Annotated in this window: 15 protein-coding genes and 1 tRNA gene; 10 read left to right on the top strand and 6 right to left on the bottom strand. The window is 73.2% G+C overall.

Annotated elements, in window-relative coordinates:
- Positions 1-99: 99 nt before the first annotated feature.
- A complete protein-coding gene (coaA, locus tag ABD086_RS24955) occupies positions 100-1,062 on the bottom strand; it encodes a type I pantothenate kinase (RefSeq protein WP_343911343.1) in 963 nt (320 codons plus the stop codon).
- Between the two features lie 41 nt (positions 1,063-1,103).
- On the opposite strand from coaA, the gene glmS reads away from it, so the two are divergent.
- Positions 1,104-2,948 (top strand): glutamine--fructose-6-phosphate transaminase (isomerizing), encoded by a 1,845-nt coding sequence (gene glmS, locus ABD086_RS24950; RefSeq protein ID WP_343911341.1) that lies wholly within the window; start codon positions 1,104-1,106, stop codon positions 2,946-2,948.
- A 46-nt stretch (positions 2,949-2,994) separates the two neighbouring features.
- Positions 2,995-3,348: a holo-ACP synthase gene (locus ABD086_RS24945; protein WP_343911339.1), complete on the top strand. Its 354-nt coding sequence runs from the start codon at positions 2,995-2,997 to the stop codon at positions 3,346-3,348.
- 26 nt (positions 3,349-3,374) lie between these two features.
- On the opposite strand, the gene ABD086_RS24940 is transcribed toward ABD086_RS24945, so the two are convergent.
- The gene (locus tag ABD086_RS24940; protein ID WP_343911337.1) at positions 3,375-4,301 is read right to left on the bottom strand and encodes a hypothetical protein; all 927 of its coding nucleotides are present in this window, start codon (positions 4,299-4,301) and stop codon (positions 3,375-3,377) included.
- A gap of 132 nt (positions 4,302-4,433) precedes the next feature.
- Here ABD086_RS24940 and ABD086_RS24935 point away from each other — a divergent pair, with 132 nt between their 5' ends.
- The 6 genes from ABD086_RS24935 to ABD086_RS24910 are packed head-to-tail and all read left to right on the top strand — an operon-like array spanning position 4,434 to position 10,844.
- Entirely contained in the window at positions 4,434-5,801 is a 1,368-nt protein-coding gene (locus ABD086_RS24935; protein ID WP_343911335.1) for an NAD(P)H-hydrate dehydratase, read from the top strand.
- Positions 5,802-5,817: 16 nt separating this feature from the next.
- Positions 5,818-6,924, top strand: a complete 1,107-nt coding sequence (alr, locus tag ABD086_RS24930; protein WP_343911333.1) for an alanine racemase — start codon at positions 5,818-5,820, stop codon at positions 6,922-6,924.
- The gene (locus ABD086_RS24925; protein WP_343911331.1) at positions 6,921-7,952 is read left to right on the top strand and encodes an alpha/beta fold hydrolase; all 1,032 of its coding nucleotides are present in this window, start codon (positions 6,921-6,923) and stop codon (positions 7,950-7,952) included. Before alr ends, ABD086_RS24925 begins: the two co-directional genes overlap by 4 nt.
- The gene (tsaE, locus tag ABD086_RS24920) at positions 7,949-8,863 is read left to right on the top strand and encodes a tRNA (adenosine(37)-N6)-threonylcarbamoyltransferase complex ATPase subunit type 1 TsaE (RefSeq protein ID WP_343911329.1); all 915 of its coding nucleotides are present in this window, start codon (positions 7,949-7,951) and stop codon (positions 8,861-8,863) included. The genes ABD086_RS24925 and tsaE overlap by 4 nt, the downstream gene beginning before the upstream one ends.
- 32 nt (positions 8,864-8,895) lie before the next feature.
- A complete protein-coding gene (locus tag ABD086_RS24915; protein WP_343911327.1) occupies positions 8,896-9,975 on the top strand; it encodes a sulfotransferase family protein in 1,080 nt (359 codons plus the stop codon).
- On the top strand, positions 9,972-10,844 hold the full coding sequence (locus tag ABD086_RS24910) for a sulfotransferase (RefSeq protein ID WP_343911325.1): 873 nt from the start codon (positions 9,972-9,974) through the stop codon (positions 10,842-10,844). Before ABD086_RS24915 ends, ABD086_RS24910 begins: the two co-directional genes overlap by 4 nt.
- A 3-nt stretch (positions 10,845-10,847) precedes the next feature.
- On the opposite strand, the gene ABD086_RS24905 is transcribed toward ABD086_RS24910, so the two are convergent.
- The 4 genes from ABD086_RS24905 to ABD086_RS24890 are packed head-to-tail and all read right to left on the bottom strand — an operon-like array spanning position 10,848 to position 16,114.
- Positions 10,848-13,547: a stealth conserved region 3 domain-containing protein gene (locus ABD086_RS24905; RefSeq protein WP_343911323.1), complete on the bottom strand. Its 2,700-nt coding sequence runs from the start codon at positions 13,545-13,547 to the stop codon at positions 10,848-10,850.
- Positions 13,544-14,401 (bottom strand): hypothetical protein, encoded by an 858-nt coding sequence (locus ABD086_RS24900; RefSeq protein WP_343911321.1) that lies wholly within the window; start codon positions 14,399-14,401, stop codon positions 13,544-13,546. The genes ABD086_RS24905 and ABD086_RS24900 overlap by 4 nt, the downstream gene beginning before the upstream one ends.
- Positions 14,402-14,454: 53 nt before the next feature.
- Positions 14,455-15,015: a hypothetical protein gene (locus ABD086_RS24895; protein ID WP_343911319.1), complete on the bottom strand. Its 561-nt coding sequence runs from the start codon at positions 15,013-15,015 to the stop codon at positions 14,455-14,457.
- Position 15,016: 1 nt separating this feature from the next.
- The gene (locus tag ABD086_RS24890) at positions 15,017-16,114 is read right to left on the bottom strand and encodes an ATP-dependent DNA ligase (RefSeq protein ID WP_343911317.1); all 1,098 of its coding nucleotides are present in this window, start codon (positions 16,112-16,114) and stop codon (positions 15,017-15,019) included.
- Between the two features lie 108 nt (positions 16,115-16,222).
- Here ABD086_RS24890 and ABD086_RS24885 point away from each other — a divergent pair.
- Both ABD086_RS24885 and ABD086_RS24880 read left to right on the top strand, forming a co-directional pair.
- Positions 16,223-16,301 (top strand) — tRNA-Gln (locus ABD086_RS24885).
- Positions 16,302-16,572: 271 nt separating this feature from the next.
- A complete protein-coding gene (locus tag ABD086_RS24880) occupies positions 16,573-17,520 on the top strand; it encodes a polysaccharide deacetylase family protein (RefSeq protein ID WP_343911315.1) in 948 nt (315 codons plus the stop codon).
- The last annotated feature ends 26 nt before the right edge of the window (positions 17,521-17,546 follow it).

The raw sequence follows: 17,546 nt of genomic DNA, 5'->3' as shown, positions 1-17,546 counted from the left end.
GCGGTTTCGGCTGCTGGCAGCCGAAACCCGCACGACACGCCGTGTGCTGCCGGCGTGTCGTGCGGGTTCTGGCTGCTGACCGCCGAACCCCGCGACCGGTCAGAGCTTGCGCAGCCGCACGTAGCGGACCGAGTGGTCGCGGTCCTTGCGCAGCACCAGCGTCGCCCGGGAGCGGGTCGGCAGCACGTTCTGCGCCAGGTTCGGGCCGTTGATGGTGTCCCAGATCCGGCGGGCCTCGTCGACGGCCTCGTCGTGGGACAGGGCGGCGTACCGCGAGAAGTACGACTCCGGGTCGCGGAACGCCGTCTCGCGCAGCCGCAGGAACCGGTCGACGTACCAGTCGCGGATGTGGCTGGTGCCGGCGTCGACGTACACGGAGAAGTCGAAGAAGTCGCTCAGGGTCAGCCCGGTGCGGCCGTCCTCGCGGACCCGGGCGGGCTGCAGCACGTTGAGCCCCTCGATGATCACGATGTCGGGCCGCTTGACCACGACCTTCTCGTCGGGCAGCACGTCGTAGGTCAGGTGCGAGTAGACCGGCGCCTCGACCTCGTCCTTGCCGGACTTGATGTCGACGACGAAGCGCAGCAGCGCGCGGCGGTCGTAGGACTCCGGGAAGCCCTTGCGCTGCAGGAGGCCGCGGCGCTCGAGCTCGGCATTCGGGTAGAGGAAGCCGTCGGTGGTCACGAGCGCGACGTTCGGGTGCTCGGGCCAGTGCGCGAGCATCTGCTGCAGCACGCGGGCGGTCGTGGACTTGCCGACCGCGACCGAGCCGGCGAGGCCGATGACGAACGGCGTGCGCTGCGGCTGGACCTGGTGGAGGAACTCCTCCTGGTGCCGGTAGAGCGTGCCCGCGGACTCGACGTACAGGCTGAGCAGCTTCGACAGCGGCAGGTAGATCTGCTGGACCTCGTCGAGGTCGAGCTGGTCGCCCAGGCCGCGCAGCTGCCGGATCTCGTCGGCGGTGAGCGGGTTCTCCACCTCGGACGCCAGCGCCGCCCAGGCGGAGCGGTCGAGCTCCAGGTACGGCGATGACTCTTCCGGCGGCCCGCCGTTCGAAGACATGGGCGCGATTGTTGCAGGGGCCCGCAGCTAGGGTGACACCCATGTGCGGGATCGTGGGTTACGTGGGTCACAGGGGAGCCCAGGACGTGGTCGTCGAGGGCCTGCGGCGCCTGGAGTACCGCGGCTACGACTCCGCCGGGATCGCCCTCGTCGCGGACGGGCGGCTGGCCACCGAGAAGCGCGCCGGCAAGCTCGCGAACCTCGAGAAGGCGATCGCGGACGACGCGCTGCCGCCGACCACGGTCGGCATGGGGCACACCCGCTGGGCGACCCACGGCGCGCCGAACGACGTGAACGCGCACCCGCACACCGGGGCGACGCGCCGCGTGGCGCTGGTGCACAACGGCATCATCGAGAACTTCGCCGAGCTGCGCGCCGAGCTCGAGGCGGGCGACCACCACCTCGTGTCGGAGACCGACACCGAGGTCGCGGCGCAGCTGCTGGAGCTCGAGGTGCTCGCGGGCGCGGACCTGACCTCGGCGATGCTGGCGCTGGTGCGCCGCCTCGAGGGCGCGTTCACGCTGGTGGCCGTCGACGCCCTCGACCCGTCGCGGGTCGTGGCGGCGCGGCGCAACTCGCCGCTCGTGGTCGGCGTCGGGGAGGGGGAGAACTTCCTGGGCTCCGACGTGGCGGCGTTCATCGAGCACACCCGCGAGGCGATGGAACTGGGCCAGGACCAGGTCGTGACGATCACCCGGGACTCGGTGGACGTGCGCAACTTCGACGGCACGCCGTCCGACGGCCGGCGCTACCACGTCGACTGGGACCTGTCCGCGGCCGAGAAGGACGGCCACGACTGGTTCATGCGCAAGGAGATCTTCGAGCAGCCCCGCGCCGTGGCCGACTCGCTGCTCGGACGCCGTACCGCGGAGGGGCACCTGCAGCTCGACGAGATGCGGCTCTCGGACCAGGAGCTGCGCGACGTCGACAAGATCATCATCATCGCGTGCGGCACGTCGTTCTACGCGGGCCTGGTCGCGAAGTACGCGATCGAGCACTGGTGCCGGATCCCGGTCGAGGTCGAGCTGGCCTCGGAGTTCCGGTACCGCGACCCGATCCTCGACTACTCCACGCTGGTCGTCGCGATCAGCCAGTCCGGCGAGACCGCGGACACGCTGCAGGCGATCCGGCACGCGCGGGCGCAGAAGTCGAAGGTGCTGGCGATCTGCAACACCAACGGCTCGACGATCCCGCGCGAGTCCGACGCCGTCATCTACACGCACGCCGGCCCCGAGATCGGCGTCGCGTCGACCAAGGGCTTCCTGACCCAGCTGGTCGCCTGCTACCTGCTCGCGCTCTACCTCGCGCAGGTCAAGGGCACCCGGTTCGGCGACGAGATCTCGCAGGTGGTGCGCCAGCTCGAGGCGATGCCGTCGCACATCGAGTCGGTGCTGGCGTCGGCCGACGACGTCTACGCCCTGGCGCGCGAGCACGTCGGCACCCGGTCGGTGCTGTTCCTGGGCCGGCACGCCGGCTACCCGGTCGCGCTGGAGGGGGCGCTCAAGCTCAAGGAGCTCGCGTACCTGCACGCCGAGGGCTTCGCCGCCGGCGAGCTCAAGCACGGCCCGATCGCGCTGGTCGAGCAGGGCCTCCCGGTGCTCTGCGTCGTGCCGCCGGCGGGACGGGACCAGCTTCGCGACAAGATGGTCAGTGGCATCCAGGAGGTGCGCGCCCGGGGCGCGCGCACGATCTGCCTGGTGGAGGAGGGCGACGACGCGATCACGCCGTACGCCGACGTGGTGCTCCGCCTGCCGAAGGTGCCGGTGCTGCTGCAGCCGCTGGTGGCCGTCGTGCCGCTGCAGCTCTTCGCGTGCGAGCTCGCGACCGTGATGGGCCACGACGTCGACCAGCCGCGCAACCTCGCCAAGTCGGTCACCGTCGAATGAACACCCCACGAAAACGCGCTTCGCTTGCCTTTTCGCGGGGACCCCGATGATCCTCGGGGTCGGCATCGACGTCGTCGACATCGAGCGGTTCGGGGAGTCGCTGGAGCGGACCCCCGGCTTGGTCGGGCGCATCTTCACCCCCGCCGAGGCGTCCCGGCCGCTCGCGTCGCTGGCGGCCCGGTTCGCGGCCAAGGAGGCGCTCGCCAAGGCGCTCGGCGCCCCCTCGGGGATGCACTGGCACGACGCCGAGGTCGTCTCCGAGTCCTCCGGCCGCCCGCTCTTCGAGGTCCGCGGCTCCGTCGCCGCCCGCGCCGCCGAGCTCGGCGTCTCCTCCGTGCACCTCTCGCTCTCTCACGACGCCGGCATCGCGTCGGCGGTGGTGGTGCTGGAGTCCGCGTGACTTCGGGTCGTGTGCCTGAGCACGCGCTATGCCGCGTTCCCAGGCACACGACCCGGTAGTCCGAGGGCGATCAGGTCGGCGGCGACCTCTGCGGGCTCGAACCGCAGCTCGAACGCCGAGCACCGGATCACGATCCGGTTCGCGGTGGTGAGGCGGCGCCCGCGCCGGTGGTCGCTCATGGACTCGAGCACGTCGAGGTGAAAGGACCCTTCGACCTCGAGCACGAGTGTGGTGCCGTCGGGCAGCGTCCACTCGCAGTCGGTCCACCGTCGCTTGCCGGACCGGTCGACCCGGGCCTGCTGGCCCGTGGGCATCGGGATCCCGTAGCGGCGGCACATGCGTCGCACGTCGAGCTCGGCCCCCGAGTGCGCACCCCCGGCGATGTCGCCCAGGGTGCGCTTGAACGGCTTCGCCCAGCGCAGCGGCCGGAGGACGTCGATCCACTCGACCATGCGCTCGGCCGTGGTCAGCCGCTGCTGGACGCTCGCGGCGATCACGCCGTGGGCGGGCCGAGGGGTCGTCTGGTACGCCGCGAACAGCAGCACGGCGGGCTCGAGTCGGCAGGTCGGGATGACCGGGCGTGGGTGCCGCAGCAGGTCGAACGGGCGGCGACTGCGGAAGAACCGGACCCCGTCGACCGGCTCGAAGCTGAGCTCGTCGTCGACGTAGACCGTCACCGCGTCCCGGTGCCACCCCGTCAGTCCGTGCCGCTCGGCCGCCGTGAGTCCGCCGAGCATGCTGCGCTCGCCGGCGTGGAGGACCGCGAGCCACTCCCGCTGGGCCCGGGTCAGCTCGCCGGTCACGGTGCTGATCACGCGGGGAGTCCGCTCCACCCAGCGTCGCGCATAGCCATGGTCGCGCACCCGGTCCCAGTCGACGCCGTGTCGGTTCAGCTGCCGGCGGGCGACCATGCCGTGCTGCGACGCGATGAGTGCTTCGAGGACGTCGTTCATGCCGGAACGCTTCCCCGATCGCGCGGGCGGGCTCGTCGTTGTCCACAGGGGTCGGGTCGTGTGCCTGAGCACGCGCTATGCCGCGTTCTCAGGCACACGACCCGATGAAAGCGGGCCCGCTAGCGTGAGCCCATGAGGAGCGCGCACACGGTCGAGCAGGTGCGGGCGGCGGAGGCGGCGCTGATGCGGACGCTGCCGGAGGGCGCGCTGATGCAGCGGGCAGCGGCCGGGCTGGCGTACGCCGTCATCGACCTCCTCGGCGGCGCGTACGGCCGGCGGGTGCTGCTGCTGGCCGGGTCGGGGGACAACGGCGGGGACGCGCTGTACGCCGGCGCGCTGCTGGCCCGGCGCGGGGCACGGGTCGAGGCGCGGCTGCTGTCCGACCGCGCCCACGAGGGGGGCGTCGCGGCGCTGAGGAGCGCCGGGGGGCGGATCACCGACGACCCGACCCGCCCGGACCTGGTGGTCGACGGTATCGTCGGGATCGGCGGCCAGCCCGGGCTGCGGGAGGCCGCGCAGCAGGCCCTGGAGGGCGTCCGAGGCGTCCCGGTCGTCGCCGTCGACACGCCGAGCGGCGTCGCCGTCGACACCGGCGAGCTCGACGGCCCGCACGTGACCGCCGACCTGACCGTCACCTTCGGCACGCACAAGGTCTGCCACCTCGTCGACCCGGCCGCGCAGGCGTGCGGCGCGGTGCACCTCGTCGACATCGGCCTCGAGCTCCCCGAGGCGCCGGTCGAGGCGCTCCAGCCCCAGGACGTCGCCCGCCTGCTGCCCCGGCCGGCCCCGGACGCGCACAAGTACACCCGCGGCGTGGTCGGCATCCGCGCCGGCAGCGCGCAGTACCCCGGCGCCGCCCTGCTGAGCGTCGCCGGCGCCGACAGCGGGCTCTGCGGCATGGTCCGGTACGTCGGCGCCGCCGCGGACACCGTGCGCGAGGTGCACCCCGAGGTCGTCGGCGAGGGGAGGGTTCAGGCCTGGGTGGTCGGCTCCGGGGGTGGGGCCGGCGCGCGGGAGGAGCTCGCGGCGGCCCGCGCCGACGGCGTCCCGCTCGTCATCGACGCCGACGCCCTCCAGCACGTCACCGGCCCCGAGGACGCCGCCGTGCTCACCCCGCACGCCGGCGAGCTCGCCGCGATGCTCGGCCAGGAGCGCGCCGACATCGAGGCGCGGCCCCTCCACCACGCCCGGGAGGCCGCGGCCCGCTACGGCTGCACCGTGCTCCTCAAGGGCCGGCACACGCTGGTCGCCCGCCCGGACGGCCGCACCCGGGTCACCACCACCGGCACCCCCTGGCTGGCCACGGCCGGGGCGGGCGACGTGCTCGGCGGGCTGGTCGGCGCGCTGCTCGCGGCCGGCCTGACGCCGTACGACGCCGCGTCGGTCGGCTCGTGGTTGCACGGCGCGGCGGCGACGCTCGCGAGCCGGGGCGGTCCGCTGGTGGCGAGCGCCATCGCGGAGGCGATCCCGGACGCCGTGCGGGGGCTGCCGACCCCGTGATGGGACAATTGACCGCATGACCCCGGTCGCGCGCGCTGAGATCGTCGTCGATCTCGCGGCGATCCGGCACAACGTCCGCACGCTCCGCGAGCTGACCGGCGTGCCGTCGATGACGGTGGTCAAGGCCGACGGGTACGGCCACGGGATGGTCGAGGTCGCCCGCGCCGCGCGCGCGGCCGGCTCGGAGTGGCTGGGTGTCACGACCATCGACGAGGCGCTCGCCCTCCGCGCGAGCGGCGACGACGGCCCGCTGCTGTGCTGGCTCACGGTTCCCGGCGACGACTGGGCCGCCGCGATCGACGCCGGCATCGACGTCACCGCGTACTCGGTCGCCGAGCTCGACGAGATCGCCGCGACGGGCAGGTCCGCCCGCGTCCAGCTGAAGGTCGACACCGGGCTGTCCCGCGGCGGCGCCACGCTCGCCGACTGGCCCGCCGTCGTGGCGCGCGCCGAGCAGGGCGAGCGCGACGGCAGCTGGCGGATCACCGGCATCTGGTCGCACTTCGCGGCCAGCGACGACCCGGACCACCCCGCGAACGACGCCCAGGAGCGGGTGTTCCACCAGGCACTCGCGCTGGCGGGCGGGCTCACCCCCGAGGTCCGCCACCTCGCGAACTCCGCGGCCGGCATCCTGCGCCCCAGCAGCCGGCTGGACCTCGTGCGGTTCGGGCTCGCGTCGTACGGCCTGGACCCCGCGCCCGGGCGGACGCCGGACCTCGGCCTGGTCCCGGCGATGACCGCCCGCGCCACCCTCGCGATGACCAAGCGGATCCACGCCGGCGACGGCGTCTCCTACGGGCACACCTGGATCGCCGACACCGACACGACCGTGGGCCTGGTGCCCGCCGGGTACGGCGACGGCATCCCGCGCCACGCCAGCAACGCCGCCCACGTCCTCGTGGAGGGCAAGCAGCGCGCCATGCGCGGGCGCGTGTGCATGGACCAGTTCGTCGTCGACCTCGACGGCGACAGCCCCGCTCCCGGCGCCGACGTCGTGATCTTCGGCCCCGGCACCCACGGCGAGCCCACCGCGCAGGATTGGGCGGAGGCCGCCGGCACCATCTCGTACGAGATCGTCACCCGCATCGGCGGACGGTTCGCCAGGAGGCATGTCAACGCATGAGGATGCGCACCCACCTGCTCGGCGCCACGGCGACCGCACTCGGCCTGGCCGCCGCCGGCGCCGGCGTCGCCGCCCGCCAGCGCCGCGCGATCAGCCGCCGCCACCCGGGCGACAACCCGGCGTTCGGGTCGCTGCGCGCCGAGCCGGTGACGGTCGTGACCGACGACGGCACGCCGCTGCACGTGGAGGTCGACGAGGCGGACTCCCCGGTCACGCTGGTGTTCTGCCACGGGTACGCGCTGAACCTCGACTGCTGGCACTTCCAGCGCGAGCACTACCGCGGTCGGGTGCGCGCGGTCTACTACGACCAGCGCTCGCACGGCCGGTCCGGGAGGTCGCCGATCGGCCACGCCACCATCGACCAGCTCGGCCAGGACCTCCTGACGGTGCTCGACCACGTGGTCCCCGAGGGCCCGGTCGTGCTCGTCGGCCACTCCATGGGTGGGATGACCATCGTCGCGCTCGCCGAGCAGCACCCCGAGCTCTTCGGTGACCGGGTGGTCGGCGCCGCGCTCGTCTCGACGACCGCGGGCGGCCTCGACCCCAGCCGCATCCTCCTGCCGATGGTGCCGGGCTGGGCCGGCTCGCGCGGCGTGCACCGCGGCGTCGCCACGCTGGCCCGTGGCCACCGGGCGGTCGACGGGCTGCGCAGGATCGGCCGCAACATCGCCCTCGTGGCGACCGACGAGCTCGCCTTCGGCGACGACGTCCCGGCCAGCTACGTGACGTTCGTCGACCGGATGCTCTCGGCCACGCCGTTCGAGGTGGTCGCGGAGTTCTTCCCCGGCTTCAGCGAGCTCGACAAGTTCGACCACGTCGGCGTGCTCGCCAAGGTGCCGACCGCGGTGATCTGCGGGACCGACGACAAGCTGACCTCCATCGGCCACAGCCGGAAGCTGCAGGCCAGGATCGGCGGGTCCACGATCCTGGAGTGCCACGGCGCCGGGCACATGGTGATCCTCGAGCGGTCCGACGAGGTCAACGGCGAGCTCGACAAGCTGCTCTCGCAGGCGGGAGTCGACGCGTGACGCTCGAGGTGAGACGCGTCGGCCCGGAGTCGGCGGCGCAGGTGCTGGAGGTCGTCCGCGCGGCGTTCGAGGCGCGACCGCCGCTGGACCCGCCGGCCGCCGCCCTGACCGAGACCGAGGAGACGATCGCCGCGAAGCTCGCCGGGCACGGTGGCCTGCTCGCCTGCCTGGACGGGGAGCCGGTGGGTGCGCTGGTGCTCGACCCGATCGGGAGCACGACGTACCTGCGCCGGTTCGGGGTGCACCCGGCGGCCCAGGGGCACGGCGTCGCGGCCGAGCTGATCGAGGCCGCGGCCGAGGCCGCCGAGGGCTCGGAGGACCTCACGGTCGTCGCGCGGGAGGAGCTGCCCGCGACCATCCGCTTCTGGGAGCGGCAGGGCTTCCGCGAGATCCGGCGCGACTCCCCGAACGTCGAGCTGCGCCGGCCGCTGCGCACCCACGCCTTCCAGGTCCGCGACGCCGACGCCATGCGCGCCCTGGGACGCTCGCTCGCCGGCCAGCTCGCGCAGGGCGACCTGGTCGTGCTCAGCGGCGAGCTCGGCGCGGGCAAGACCACGTTCACCCAGGGCCTCGGCGCCGGGCTCGGGGTGCGCGGCGACGTCACCTCGCCGACGTTCGTGATCGCCCGCGTGCACCCGTCGCTGATCGGCGGGCCGGACCTGGTGCACGTGGACGCGTACCGCCTCGGCGGCCTCGAGGAGCTCGACGACCTCGACCTCGACACCTCCCTCGACGACGCGGTGACGGTGGTGGAGTGGGGCGAGGGGCTGGCCGAGGGCCTGTCCGAGTCGCGGCTGGAGGTCGCGATCGTGCGCGGCGACGCCCCGCACGACGGCCTCGACCCGCGCCGCGTCGAGATCACGCCCGTCGGTCCTCGATGGCACGCCCTGTCGTTCCGGGCACTAGGCTGAGGCGTCGCCCCACCCGAGCCACGAGGAAGCCCGTGTCCGAAGCACCACCGGAGAACCGTGTCCGTCTCGTCGTCGTCACCGGTTCCGGCCGCAGCGGCACCAGCACCGTGGCCGGCACCCTGAAGCGGCTCGGCCTGCACGTCCCGCAGCCCGAGATGCCGCCGGACGAGACGAACCCGCGCGGCTTCTACGAGCCGATCTGGGTGGTGGACTTCCACAAGCGGCTGCTCAACAGCATCCCGGCGCGCACGAACGACGCCCGGCCCCAGGCCGCCGCCGACGTCTCCGCCGCCGCGGCAGCCCCCGAGGTGCACGACGAACTGCGCACCTGGCTGGCCGAGCACGCCGCGGAGGTCGGGCCCGGCGGGCAGCTGGTCATCAAGGACCCGCGCGCGTTCTGGGCGCACGAGCTCTGGGCGTCCGTCGCCGACGAGCTCGGCATCGAGATGTCGTACCTCACCATGCTGCGGCACCCGACCGAGGTCGTGCAGTCCCGCGAGACCTACTACCTGTCCAACCAGACCGACGAGTTCCGGCGTACCCGCCAGACCGCGAACCTGGCCGGCTGGGTCAACTCGGCGTACGAGACCGAGGTCGCGACCCGGCCGCGCAAGCGCGCCTTCGTGCGCTACACCGACCTGCTCGAGGACTGGCGCTCGGCGATGGCCCGCGCCCAGCAGCAGCTCGGCATCACGTTCAACGCCGACCTCTCCACGCGCGACCACCACGACGTCGACGACTTCATCGACACCAAGCTCTACCGCAGCAAGATCACCTGGGACGACGTGGACACCATCCCCGAGCTGCGCGAGCAGGCGACGATCGCCTGGGACGCGTGCAACACGCTCGTCGACGCGCCGTACGACGAGGGCGCGATCGCGGCCCTCGCGGGCGTCCACGACCGCTACGTCGTGCTGCACCAGTACGCCGAGGCGATCGCCCTCGACCACACCAACCGGGCCGTCGCGCTCGGCCGCCGCGAGGTGCAGGCGAAGAACGCCGAGCTGCGCAAGCGCCTGAACCGGCGCAAGACCGAGGTCGAGCGGCTCCAGGGCCAGCTCGACCAGGCGAGCTCCGGCGGCGGCGGCTCCCGGCTCCCCTGGAAGCGGTGAAGAGCGGCCGCGGCGCGAAGACGTTCCTGCTGGGCGTCGGGGCGCAGAAGGCGGGCACCACCTGGGTGCACCACTACCTGGCGCGGTCGCCGCAGTTCGTGCGCGGCTACCGCAAGGAGTACCACGTCTTCGACAGCAGCGACCTGCCCGACGAGCCGTGGCTGGGGCGCAACCTCGACATGGCGCAGGCCGAGCTCGACAAGCTCCGCCGCGGCGAGCCCGCCGACCCGGTCCACCTGCACCGGGCCGCGATGATCGCCGACCCCGAGTTCTACTTCGACTACTTCACCGGGCTGATCCGCAGCCGGCCGAGGTTCCGGGCGACCGCGGACGTCACCCCCGAGTACGCCGTGCTGCCGGTCGAGCGGCTGGCGTCGATCCGGGACGGGTTCGCGGCCCGCAAGGTGCGCACCCGCGTGCTGTTCCTCATGCGCGACCCGGTGGACCGGATCTGGTCGCAGATCCGGATGCAGGAGGGCCGGCGCCCGGCCCGGTTCCCGGCGCCGGCGGACCAGATGGTCGAGCGGCTCTTCGACGACCCGCGGTACGAGCAGTTCTCGCGCTACGAGCGCACCCTGGACCACCTCGAGGCCGTCTGGGACCGCAGCGAGATCCACTACGGCTTCTACGAGCAGCTCTTCCGCGAGGAGGAGGTGCGCGCGATCTGCGACCTCGTCGGGATCGACTTCCGCACGCCCGACTTCGAGAAGAAGTCGAACGTCTCGTCGGGCAAGGCGGTCGCGGCGCTGCCCGACGACCTGGTCCAGCGGGTGGCGACGTACTTCGGCGACACCTACCACGCGGTCGCGTCCCGGTTCCCCGACGCGGACCTCGCGGCCCTGTGGCCGAGCAGCCGGTTCGTCCTCTAGCTGCTACTCGGCCTTCTCCCACCGTGCGGGCACCGGGAGGTAGAAGGTGAAGAAGTCGTCGAGGACCTCCTTGAGCGCCGCCGGCGTCAACGCGTGGTCGTGGTGGTCGCCGAGGCAGATGAAGTCCTGCTCGCGGGGCTTGAGCCGCCGCAGCTTCCGGATCACGTCGTTGGCGCTGATGTCGACGTAGGCGTTCTCGGAGGACCCGACGACGGCAGTGCCGGTGGCCAGCCCGTAGTGCTGCGCGAACGACGACAGCAGCGAGATGTTGTCGTCGGCGCGGAACGGCGAGCGGGCGGTGCGGGCGATCTCCTCCGGGAACCGCCGCTCGATCTCCTCGAGCACCGACCGGCGGTGGGCGTACGGCGCGTGCGCGAGGCTGTGGGTGCTGACGACCCCGAAGGTCTCGCGCAGCAGCCGCCGGTTGTTCCACGCCGCCTTCAGCCAGGGCGCGGCGTCGCCGTCGTGCTCGATCCCGATGTTGTGGCTGGAGAAGAAGACCGCGGTGTGGCCGGACGGGTCGAAGAACCGCTGCGGCCGCTGCGGGCGCGCGAGGAGGAAGTCGTCGTTGAGGTAGACGAAGTGCTCGGCCAGCCCGGGGATCTTGTGGATGCTGCTCTCGATCGCGTGCGAGTTGAACGTGGGCAGCGCGTCGGCCGGCAGGATGTCGCGGTGGTGCACGAGGTTGACCTGCGGGTGGTCGACCAGCCAGGACGGCACCTGGCCCGCGGTGACGAGGTGGATCGTGCGGATCCAGGGCGCGAACAGGTGGAGGCTGCGCAGGGAGTAGCGCAGCTCGTCGCGGTTGACGAACCGGGCTCGCCCGGCCGCGGTGCGGTCCAGGGGCCGCCCGACCTCCGCGAGCCGGGCCTCGCGGGCGGCGTTCCACTCCGGGTCGTCGCCGTCGACCCAGGTGTAGACGGCGTCGATCGGGAAGGTGCAGTCCCGGACCGTGGGCTGCGCCATCAGCGGCAGCGTGCGGGCGACCACGCCCTCGATCTCGGCCTCGACGGTCTCGAAGTCGGCCGGCAGCCGGTTGGTGTAGGCGTTGAGCCCCGCGGAGACGAGGTCGCCGTTCGGGGCGCTCTCCCAGAACTCGACGTGGATGCGACACCCGGACGACAGCACGCCCGGCCACTGCTCGTCGAGCATCGGCCACGGCTCGAGGCTGACCCGCCCGGTGTGCTCCGGCGCGAGCTCGGCCGCGAGCCGGCCGATCCGGTCGCGCCGCTCCGGCCAGCCGTGGCCCGCGGTGTCGACGAGGCTGAGCCGGTCCGGCGCCTCCGGGCCGCCGAGCTCGGTCAGGAACGCCGAGCGGGCGGCCATCGGGACCACGACCGTCGCGGGGTCGTCGCCGTGGGCGGGCACGACGAACCAGCGCTGCGAGACCCGTGCGGCGCACTGGACGGCCCAGGAGACCGCCATCCGGCGGGCCTCCGCGGGCGTGAGGTCCGTGGCAGCCGTCGGCAGGTCGGCCGTGGCCGCGGGCGTCGTGGCGAGCTCGCTCACGCGCCGGTGCAGGGGCCGCGGGTCGCCCGAGCGGCGCTCGACGGCGCCCTCGAAGATCGTGAGCCAGCGACGGGCGATCGCCTCGGGGGCGTACTGCCGCGAGCTGGCCAGGGCGCCCTCGCCGAGCTGGTGCCGGAGGGCGTCGTCGGTCGCGAGCCGCAGCAGCGCGGTCGACAGGCCGGAGAGCGCGTCGGGGCCGACCAGCAGGCCGTTGACCTCGTGCCGGATGACCGCACGGGAGCCGGACGGGTTGTCGAAGGCGATGACGGGCACGCCGGCGGCCATCGCCTCCTGGACCACCAGCGGCAGGCCCTCGCTGCGCGACGGGAGCGCCGAGATGCTCGCCGCGGCCCACTCCGACGGCATGTCGGCGCTCTGACCGGGCAGCTCGACGCGGTCCCAGAGCCCCAGGCGCCGGATCAGCCGGATGAGGTCGAGGCGCTGCGGGCCGGAGCCGAGGATCCGCAGCCGCCAGCCGGGGATCCGGTCCGCGATCTCCCCGAAGGCCTCGATCAGCTTGGTCATCTGCTTCTCGGCGACGAACCGCCCGGCCGCGACGATCAGCCCGGTCTCGAGCGTCGACCGCGGCTTGAAGCCCTGCGGGAGCGGGTTCGGCACGACGACGGTCTGCGGCGCGACCGGGCCGAGCGTCTCGGTGAGCCACTCCTGCGCGCTGCGGGTCAGCAGCGCGACGACGTCCGCGCGCGGCGCGAAGGTCAGCAGCGGCTCGAGCCCGGACGTGCGGTCCGACGAGGAGCGGTGCTCCTGGTGGACGATCGCCACCCGCCGGGGGAGGAGCTGCACGGCGGCCGCGAGCAGGCCGGGCGTGACGCTCACGACCACGTCGGCGTCCAGCGCCGGCAGGACGTGCTCGTACATGGCGTCGGTCAGCGCGCTGAACTGCGCGTCCCAGCGGTCGGGGACCAGCAGGGACGGGCGCTCGGCCAGCGCCGCCGTGAGGTCGGCGGCGACCACGTCGTCCTCGGTGCGCGGGGTCTCCGGGTCGCGCAGGTCGACGAGCCGGCGGACCGACACCGCCGGGTCGACGTCGTAATGCGGTCGATCGCTCGTCCGCAGCGCGCTCAGGATGGTGACGTCCTGGCCGAGCGCGGCCAGCGCGTTGGCCTGGGTCACCACCGACCGCTCGGTGCCGCCGCCGCCGTCGAGGTTGAGGAGCAGGAACGTGATCTTCACGCGGTCTCTCCGATCGTGCTCACCTTGCGCGCGAAGCGCAGGACACCCTGGTCGGAGAAGACGAAGCGGCCGGCGACCATGTCGGTCTCGGGGTCGAGGAGGAACGGGAGCAGCACGGCTGACGCCTCGACGACCGTCAGGTCGTTCGTCAGGCGCGCCACGGTGACCGGGTCGTCGGCGGGGCCGACCGCGATGCGGTAGCCGCCCTGCGGGGCCGGCACGTCGGCGGCGCCGAGCGTCGCCACGACGTCGTCGCCGTCGGTGACCGCGACGACCGAGTGCGCGACGGTGCCGTCCTTGCGCACGAAGTGCAGGCGGGGCTCGAGCCCGGCCTCCGGTGGGCTGAGCCGCAGCTGCACGCTGCCGCCGGCGCTCGTGATCGCCAGGAGGCGGGCCACGCGGGCGGCCCGGGTGCGGCGTACCCGCAGGAACCCGGCGTCGTCGGTGACCACCAGGAACCGCCAGCGCCCGTCGGGGGTCGGCGGCGTCCGGAGGTGGCTGTCCGCCGGTGCGACCGCCAGCCGGAGCGCGGCCGGCTTCGCCTTGTCGCCGACGGCGACCAGGAGTGCCTCGGCGTCCTCGGTCTCGGGGAGCACGTCGGTGAGGCGCCAGCGGGCCGAGGCGTACGCCGGGTCCTCGTCGGGCAGCGGCTCCGCCTCGGTCAGTTCGCCGGTGGCGGGGTCCTGCAGCGCCGGACGGCCGGCCCCGGCCGGGACCGCCACCCACAGGTGCTCCCCGTCGAGGACGCGCGCGTAGACCGCGTCCGCAGCCTCGCCGGCGAGGTCGCGGACGACCGCACGGGTCGTGCGGGCGGCCTTGCGAACCCCGCCCCCGAGACGTTGCGTGAAGTTCACCTGGTCTCCCTCTGCCGGCAGTGACGCGATGGTAACTGCGCGGCGGGGGCGGGTCAGATTCCGGTGACCCCTTCGTCGCCGTAGCCCTCGGCCTGCTCGTCGAAGTTCTCGTGCTCGAGCAGGTGCAGGATCGGGACGCCGAGCCGGCGCCGGGCCTTCGACGTCCAGTCGAGGTGGAAGAACTCCGCCACCACGTGCGGGCGGGTCAGGATGATCGCCTCGCGGCCGTCGACCTCCGCGACCTTGGCGGCCAGCGCGTCGATGGGCGGGTCCACGACCACCTGGCCGCGGGCGGTGGCGCCGCTGGCGCGCAGCGCCGCGAGGGTCCGGGCGAGCTCGGAGTCGGACCGCTCCTCGCAGTCCTTGCGGACCGCCTCGAGGTCGACCTCGCTCATCGGCATCGTCGGCGACGCCAGCATGTCGCCGGCGGTGAGCGACCCCATGGCGGACTCGATGCGCGCCGCGGCGTCCTCGAGGGGGAGCAGCACGTGGTAGGTCACCGGCTGGTCGAGCCCCTCGTGCAGCGAGTGCACCTGGGCGGCGTCCTGCGGGGTCAGCGCCTGCTCGACGAGCAGGACGACGTCGTAGTCCTCGGTGGTGCCGTTCTCGGACATCTCAACCCTCCTGGTCGACGCGGAGAACACTAGCCAGATCGTAGGAGACCGGCTCGTCGAGCTGGTCGTACCCGCACGACTCGGGGTCCCGATCGGGGCGCCAGCGGCGGAACTGGGCCGTGTGCCGGAACCGGCGGCCCTCCATGTGGTCGTAGGCCACCTCGAGCACGCGCTCGGGCCGCAGCGGCGTGAACGACAGGTCCTTGCCCTGGCTCCAGCGGCTCTGGGTGCCGGGGATCCGGTCCGGGTTGGCGGTCAGGAACTCCTCCCAGTGGCCCCAGGGGTGGTCCTCGATCGGCACGACCAGCGGCTGGAGCTCCTCGATCAGCTCGGCGCGCCGCTTCTCCGTGAAGCTCGCGCTGACGCCGACGTGCTGGAGCTGGCCGTCGCCGTTGTAGAGCCCGAGCAGCAGGCTGCCCAGGAGCGGCCGCTCCGGCGTGCTCGTCTTGTGCTCGCGGTAGCCCGCCACCACCACGTCGGCGGTCCGCTCGTGCTTGATCTTGAGCATCGTGCGGGCGTTGGGCTGGTACGTCGCGCCGAGCGGCTTGGCGACCACGCCGTCCAGGCCCGCGCCCTCGAACTGGTGGAACCACTCCTCGGCCTGCGCCGGGTCGGTCGTGGTGCGGGTCAGGAAGCACGGCCCGTCCAGGTGGCCGAGCGCCTGCGCCAGCGCCGCGCGGCGCTCGGCGAACGGCCGGTCGGCGTACGACTCCTCGTCGAGGGCGAGCAGGTCGAACGCGACGTACGACGCGGGGGTCTTCTCGGCGAGCATTTCGATGCGCGACTTCGCCGGGTGGATCCGCTCCTGGAGCACCTCGAACTCCAAGCGGTCCCCGAGAGCCACGAAGAGCTCGCCGTCCAGGACGCAGCGCTCGGGCAGCTGCTCCCGCATCGCCGCGACCACCTCGGGGAAGTAGCGGGTCAGCGGCTTGGTGTTGCGGCTGGCCAGCTCCACCTCGTCGCCGTCCTTGAAGACCAGGCAGCGGAAGCCGTCCCACTTCGGCTCGAAGCTGAGCCCGCCGAGCTTCTCCGGGTCGGGGATGCCCTGGACCGACTTCGCGAGCATCGGCCGGACGGGCGGCATGACGGGGAGGTCCACGATGTCGAGGCTAGCCGCCGCCGGGACGTCATACGGACGGTGGAAGGGGACACACTGTCCGTATGACGTCCCGGCGCTGCCCTACCCTGTGGGCTGCAGCGAGAGCAATCCCCGGTTGGTCTGCCGGCAGGGCCCGCCTGACTTTGAATCAGGACTAGCGACGTAGGTTCGACTCCTACCCGGGGAGCACAACCAGACGCCCGGGCGTCGCGTCACACCGGTGTGACCGGGAGCGCGATCAGGGCGGTCGTCGTCGTGCTGGTGGGTCCCTCCTCGCCGGGTGCGGCGGGAGCCCGCCTCCGGCCCTGGCGCCGGCGGCGGCTCCGGCGCCGCCAGCGTCGGCCACGGCGGGCCGCGACGCGACGCCCCGAGCTTCGTCGAGCGCGTCGCCGCCGACGCCGCGCCTGAGGGCGTACCCGCACGACGACCAGATCCCGCATGTCTTCTACCACTCGCTCGTGGTCGACCCGCGACGGGCGTTCCACGCGACCGACGGGAGCGCCCAGGGGTACCGCGACTACATGGTCACCGTCCGGGAGTTCCGGGCCGAGCTGCGTCAGATCTACCGTCGGGGCTACGTCCTGGTGCACCCCGAGCGCATCGCCCGCCCTGGCCCGGGCGGCGTGATGCGCTACCGCCGGATCATGCTGCCTCCCGGGAAGACGCCGTTGGTGCTGTCGGTCGACGACGTCAGCTACTACGAGTACATGACCGGCGACGGCTTCGCCACCGACCTGTTCGTCGCGCCCGACGGGACCATCGAGAACCACTACGTCGACGCACGGGGTCGCCGGCTGGTCGGCGCCTACGACGTCGTCCCGATCGTCGACGACTTCGTGCGCGCGCACCCGGACTTCTCCTACCGCGGCGACAAGGGCACGATCGCCCTCACGGGCTACAACGGTGTCCTCGGCTACCGGTCCTCCACCTACGAGTACGGCGACACACCTGCCACCCGACAGGCCCGGAGCCGGGCCACGGTCGTCGCGACCGCGCTGAAGGCGGACGGCTGGCACTTCGCCAACCACACGTGGGGGCACATCGACACGACCGCCGTCGGGATGGATCGACTGCGTTGGGACACGCGTGAGTGGAACGCCGAGGTGGGGCGGATCGTCGGGCCGACGCGCGAGTTCGTGTTCCCCTTCGGGGCCGACATCAGTGGTGTCACGCCGTACGCCGACACCGACCCGGAGTACCGGTTCCTGCACGAGCACGAGGGGTACGCCTACTTCTTCGGCGTCGACGCCACCCGGCTCGCATGGCAGCAGGTCGCGGCCGGCTCGTTGCGTCAGGCGCGGATCGACATGGACGGCATCACCCTCGAGCGGGCGCTGCACGCGCGCGACCCGGTCATCGGCGCGTTCTTCGACCCGCACACGGTCGTCGACCCGCGCCGCCCGTGACGGCGGCGGCCCGGTGGGCCCACCCC

The sequence above is a fragment of the Nocardioides aquiterrae genome (genome assembly GCF_039526625.1).
Classification (GTDB): domain Bacteria; phylum Actinomycetota; class Actinomycetes; order Propionibacteriales; family Nocardioidaceae; genus Nocardioides; species Nocardioides aquiterrae.
Note: the sequence above shows the minus strand (reverse complement) of the source record. Positions and strands in the feature narration are given on the sequence as shown.